This is a genomic window from Allocoleopsis sp., from assembly GCF_036703385.1.
Classification (GTDB): domain Bacteria; phylum Cyanobacteriota; class Cyanobacteriia; order Cyanobacteriales; family Coleofasciculaceae; genus Allocoleopsis.
This window is the reverse complement of sequence record NZ_DATNPA010000094.1, coordinates 1-5,301: the sequence shown is the minus strand read 5'-3', so window position 1 is coordinate 5,301 and position 5,301 is coordinate 1. Positions and strand designations below refer to the sequence as shown.

Genomic DNA, 5,301 nt, shown 5'->3' with positions numbered 1-5,301 from the left:
GCAAACGCCACTAACCCGGAACCGGCTGGGAAAGAAATTCCCAAGGGGAAGCGAGTATGAGAGTCGCCACCTGTTCCAACAGTATCCGGCAATAGCATCCGGTTCAGCCAAGAGTGAATAATGCCATCACCGGGACGCAAGGCTACACCACCGCGAGAGGCGAAGAAATCCGGTAAATCTTTGTGAGTTTTGATATCCACGGGTTTGGGATAAGCAGCGGTATGGCAGAAACTCTGCATTACCAAGTCTGCACTAAACCCTAAACAGGCGAGTTCTTTCAATTCGTCGCGAGTCATCGGGCCGGTGGTATCCTGAGAACCAACGGTCGTCATAATAGGTTCGCAAGAGGTACCGGGACGCACACCAGGTAAACCGCACGCTTTCCCTACCATTTTTTGTGCCAGTGTAAAGCCTTTGCCTGTATCCTCTGGCATTTTAGGACGAGTGAACAGAGTGCTGGGTTCTAATCCTAAAGCTTCGCGGGTTTTGTCGGTGAGACTGCGCCCAATTAATAGAGGAATCCGTCCACCAGCTCTGACTTCATCGAGAATGGTGTCAGGCTTGAGGGTAAAGGTGGAAATCACTTCTCCAGCTTCGTTGGTAATTTCTCCTTTATAAGGATGGATGGTAATTACCATTCCCGTTTCCATCTGGCTGACATCACACTCAATGGGTAATGCACCAGAATCTTCAGCGGTATTGAAGAAGATAGGCGCGATCGCACTTCCTAAAATATATCCCCCAGACCGCTTATTCGGGACAAAGGGAATATCGTTGCCAATATGCCACAGCACCGAGTTAATCGCAGACTTGCGGGAGGAACCCGTACCCACAACATCCCCAACATACGCCACAGGATGCCCTTTTTCCTTGAGTTGGGCGATCGTTTCGATGCCTCCTGGCATTTTGGATTCCAACATTGCCAAGGCGTGAAGTGGGATATCCGGGCGAGTGGTGGCGTGGGGTGCAGGAGATAAATCATCGGTATTCGTTTCTCCCGGCACTTTGAACACGGTAACGGTAATCGTTTCCGCTAGTTTAGGATGGGTGATAAACCATTCGGCATTTGCCCAAGAATCGATTACCTGCTTGGCATAGGGATTGACATCTGACAATGCTAAAACGTCGTGAAAGGCATCAAACACCAGTAACGTCTTGCTTAAGGCTACTGCCGCTGATGCCGCCATTGACGGATGGCTGGATTTGAGTAAATCAATCAATGAATGGACATTGTAACCCCCCATCATTGTGCCTAAAAGGTTTACTGCCCACTGGGGAGTAATCAGGGGACAGGTGATTTCCTCTTTTGCGATCGCCGTTAAAAACCCAGCTTTGACGTAAGCTGCCGGAACGACGCCGGGAGGGACGCGATCGCGCAACAATGACATTAAGGTTTCTTCTTCGCCCACAGGCGGATTTTTCAGCAATTCGCACAGTTCGGCAGTTTGTTCGGCGTTCAGCGGCAAGGGGGGAATACCCAAAGCGGCTCGCTCAGCAACGTGTTGACGATAAGATTCAAGCATCAGAGTGATCTCCTGGAGGTAGCTACCTGCAAAATTTTGCCAGTTTCTGTGAAGTTTCTCAAAGCAAAAGCTTACTGCCACGCTAACGCTTTTGGGTGTTGACGGCGAACGCCTTTTATAGTTTGGTCATGGTGCGTTACGCTACGCTAACACACCCTACAGATAGAGGCTGTGCGTAAGTTGTAAGGTGTAGCGTCACTCAACTTTCGCCAGCCATGAAAAAAGGCGATCGCATACGATCGCCCAACGTTTTACTTGAAACCGACAACTCTCCCGTTCCTGAGAAAACTATTGGAGAGGTAACGTCATTCTCTCTTGCTCTAGCAACCGAACTAGCTTCTCATCTCCTTTCGCTCTCGCCACTTGCATCCGGCGTTCTAAGCTGTTGCGAATATTGCTCAGGTGAGTTCTAGTTAGCTGATTCAATTCTTGTTCTCGTTCCCGCTTGTGGAAACCGGGCAATGTGCAGCGTGCCGCTGCCGCAGAAGGTACAGCAACAGCAGGTTTACCCGTGCGGTAAGCCACACCACGATATTTCAGATCGTGTACAGGTGCGGGTTCGGGGATGTGTCTAAGATAATGCGATCTCCAATTTTGACCCCGATAGATCCCACCGATATCCCCTTCAATGACTTCGAGCATGGGGGATGAATTTTCGTAGTTAACGCCCCGATAAGAGAGTTTCATATCCTGTGCCTCCAACATAGCTTTTTGATGTGTTTTTTAGCGATTGATATCCATCAATTCCAGAACTAGGTGCCTACAGGCTTGTAATTTTGCATAGATTTCCGATTAAAGGCAAAATTCAAAAAAATATTTCTGTATCCAATTTAACAATTTTTGGGTTATTGGGGTGAAATGTTAAAAATTCATCACACTTTTCTCATCGGGTGACTTCTCACCGAGGCGCAAAGCGGGCGGGATAATATCGTTCAGATTTGCCAGAGAACCCAACCCAGGATTATCCTAAAAACGCTATTTCCTTGTTTGGGGCGGTTAAAAACCATTGTTTAATTTTTTCGATCTTTTGACGGCTCGTTACCGAAGTCATGCTCAAGCCTATGAGCCTCTATATGATGGTTGGTCGCTAGATCAGCGCGATCCTGAGGTGATTAAAGCTTGGATGCCTGTGTGGGAATGGTTGTACCACTCTTACTTTCGAGTTCAAACGGAGGGCTGGCATCACATTCCCCCGGAGGGGAAGATGCTGATTGTCGGTACCCATAATGGCGGCTCGGCTTCACCGGATACTTCGATGTTTATGTACGATTGGTTCCGTAGATTTGGTTATGAACGTTTAACCTACGGACTGATGCACCGCTTGGCTTGGAAAATCCCCAACGTGGGTCGGTTAGCGGCTCCAGTTGGGGCAATCATTGCTCACCCCAAAACGGCGATCGCAGCCCTTCGCAAAGATGCCGCTGTTCTTGTCTATCCCGGCGGGGCTGAAGATATGTTCCGTCCCCATAGCCTGCGCGATCGCATTTACTTTGCAGGACGTAAGGGGTTTATTAAATTGGCTCTGCGGGAAGAAGCACCCATTGTACCTGCGATTTCTCACGGTGCCCACGATACTCTGATGATTTTAGGAGATTTTTACCAGCAGGCACTACAACTGCATGAATGGGGTGTTCCTTTGTGGTTTGACCCAGATATGGGTGTGTTTCCCATTTATTTGGGCTTACCTTGGGGCGTCGGAATTGGCCCTTTGCCGAATATTCCGTTACCTATACAAATCCACACCCGTGTTTGTGCGCCGATCATATTTGAGCGCTATGGACGGGAAGCGGCGAGCGATCGCGATTATGTGGATGCTTGCTATGAGAAAGTCTGTACCCAGATGCAACGAGAGCTTGACGATTTAATTCAGTGCATCAACTACACCTCGCCATCCTCTTTCCCATACACTTTTCCTAAATAGTGCAACCATTGGGCAAACTGTGACCAAGCAGCATCACTGATTGACTTAGCAAGCTTATGATTCTTTACCACATTTTTCACCTGTAAATCCTCATAGGCTATGAAATCGCTAGATTTCACTACGTACAATGCTGTTTTAATAGCAAAGTCTTTACGTTGCCTCCTGACCTTGAGGTGTTTTATTCCTAATCGGTTGATAGCCTTTTTGTGGCTGTTCGACCCCTTCTTCTTACTAGATACTCGTTGCTGTGCCCTCTTCAGAGCCTTCTCACTTTTACGCAGATGGCGAGGGTTAGGGACTGTTGCTCTGGTACTATCGGTCAAGAAGTAGTTCAAACCAACATCTATACCAATAGCTTTACCTAAGAGGTGATTTCTTCTGTTCGCTCTACACTGATGCAGAACTGAGCCTAGTAGCCATCTGCTCTACGAATTACCCGCACCCGCTTAATCTGTGATGGAGCATAGAAGTGCAAGTCACGAGAGCCGACCAATCTAAAGGTGCCAACAGCAAATCCATGTGTAAAAATCAGGCTTGTTTGATCACAAGAAAGTTTCCAGCCTGTGGTTTTGTACTCCACAGACCGAGTGAACTTCTTGAACTGTGGATACCCTTTCTTTCCAGGTTTGTTGGCTTTGCAATTAGCAAAGAAACGTTGGATAGCCAAAATGGCTATAAGTCAAGAAAACTCCCCATAGAAGAGGGAGGATTTAAACCCATTATTTTCGGTAATTTACGCTACTAAATATTCTCCCTTCCACCCTTTCCCTCTTTCCTTCTTCCTTTTAACTTGTTGAGCATTGCATTAAACTAATGCATTACCTACATGAACAAAAACTTTTTTGTAATTACCTATACAAACTAAAACTTGTAATTTTGTCTTAGCTTAATCTAAGACAAAAACCCTACTTGATGAAACATAGAACGTAATTTTCTTGATGGGACTTCTTTAAACTTAATAGTTCTTTAAAATCGTAGGAGCCTTGGTTTATATTGAATAGACAATTGTTAAAAAAATAGAAACGTTTTATGAAGGTAAGTAGAAAATCTAGAGAAAAGAGCTTACACCTGAAAATGGTAGTTGGTTCTCTCAGTCTGTCTTTTAATCGTTAATTGAACACCGTATGTCTACCATTGGCTTTCTCAGAGACTTCCCCTTGCCAGAAATCTTCCAGTTCCTCGATAAAGGGCATAAAACTGGGGTACTGAGACTTCGTGCCCTGCCAGAATTTTCATCAACCCTGCCCTCAGTCCATTACATTTGGATTTATGAGGGTCGCATCGTAGCAGCAGCTAATCGATTAGATCAGCAAGGTTTAATTTCGCTGATTAAGCAACGCAACTGGGTCAGTCATCAGGTAGCCACTAAGCTGTTTCAGTTCTATCCAAACGATCAACCCCTTGGTTTTTGCCTTAAAAACCAAGGGGTTTTACAAGACGAACAGCTAAAACATTTATTTCAAGTTCAGGTCTTGCAGCAGGTATGTGCCTTATTTCAACTCAAGGATGGTCAGTTTAAGCTAGATCAGAATGTACCAATACCTAGGCGAGAAATGACGGGTTTGAGCGTACCAGCAGCTGTTTTAAATCAATACGCTTTGATTAAAGTTCTTTTAGACAAGATTGAAACCCGTTGTTTAGATCGTTGCTTAGACTTAACCGCCTTGCCTGCTTATGCACATTAACCTGAAACTTTAATACCGCTTGGCTTTGAGTTTGACACATATTCTCTGATAACTCCCCCCTTGAATTCGGGGGGCTGGGGGGGGTGTGAAATGTGACATCAAAAAAGTCAATTGGTATAGGTCTTAAATCGAATGGCACTGACTTAAGAACTCTCATACCTCACCAACCAAC

4 protein-coding genes and 1 pseudogene are annotated in these 5,301 nt (G+C 45.9%); 2 read left to right on the top strand and 3 right to left on the bottom strand.

Features of this window, described 5'->3' with window-relative positions; genetic code table 11:
• Both V6C93_RS04785 and V6C93_RS04780 read right to left on the bottom strand, forming a co-directional pair.
• On the bottom strand, window positions 1–1,523 hold a 1,523-nt coding region (locus tag V6C93_RS04785), incomplete at its 3' end, for a bifunctional aconitate hydratase 2/2-methylisocitrate dehydratase (protein ID WP_333475508.1).
• A 288-nt stretch (window positions 1,524–1,811) separates the two neighbouring features.
• The gene (locus V6C93_RS04780; protein ID WP_333475507.1) at window positions 1,812–2,210 is read right to left on the bottom strand and encodes a DUF4278 domain-containing protein; all 399 of its coding nucleotides are present in this window, start codon (window positions 2,208–2,210) and stop codon (window positions 1,812–1,814) included.
• A 319-nt stretch (window positions 2,211–2,529) separates the two neighbouring features.
• On the opposite strand from V6C93_RS04780, the gene V6C93_RS04775 reads away from it, so the two are divergent.
• Entirely contained in the window at window positions 2,530–3,444 is a 915-nt protein-coding gene (locus V6C93_RS04775; protein WP_333475506.1) for a lysophospholipid acyltransferase family protein, read from the top strand.
• Here the strand turns inward: V6C93_RS04775 and V6C93_RS38090 are convergent.
• Window positions 3,423–4,108, bottom strand: a pseudogene (locus tag V6C93_RS38090) (RNA-guided endonuclease InsQ/TnpB family protein); the annotation flags it as partial. The gene V6C93_RS04775 and the pseudogene V6C93_RS38090 sit on opposite strands and share 22 nt — an antisense overlap.
• Window positions 4,109–4,568: 460 nt before the next feature.
• Between V6C93_RS38090 and V6C93_RS04765 the strand changes: the two are divergent.
• Window positions 4,569–5,129, top strand: a complete 561-nt coding sequence (locus V6C93_RS04765) for a DUF4388 domain-containing protein (protein WP_333475504.1) — start codon at window positions 4,569–4,571, stop codon at window positions 5,127–5,129.
• Window positions 5,130–5,301: the final 172 nt, after the last annotated feature.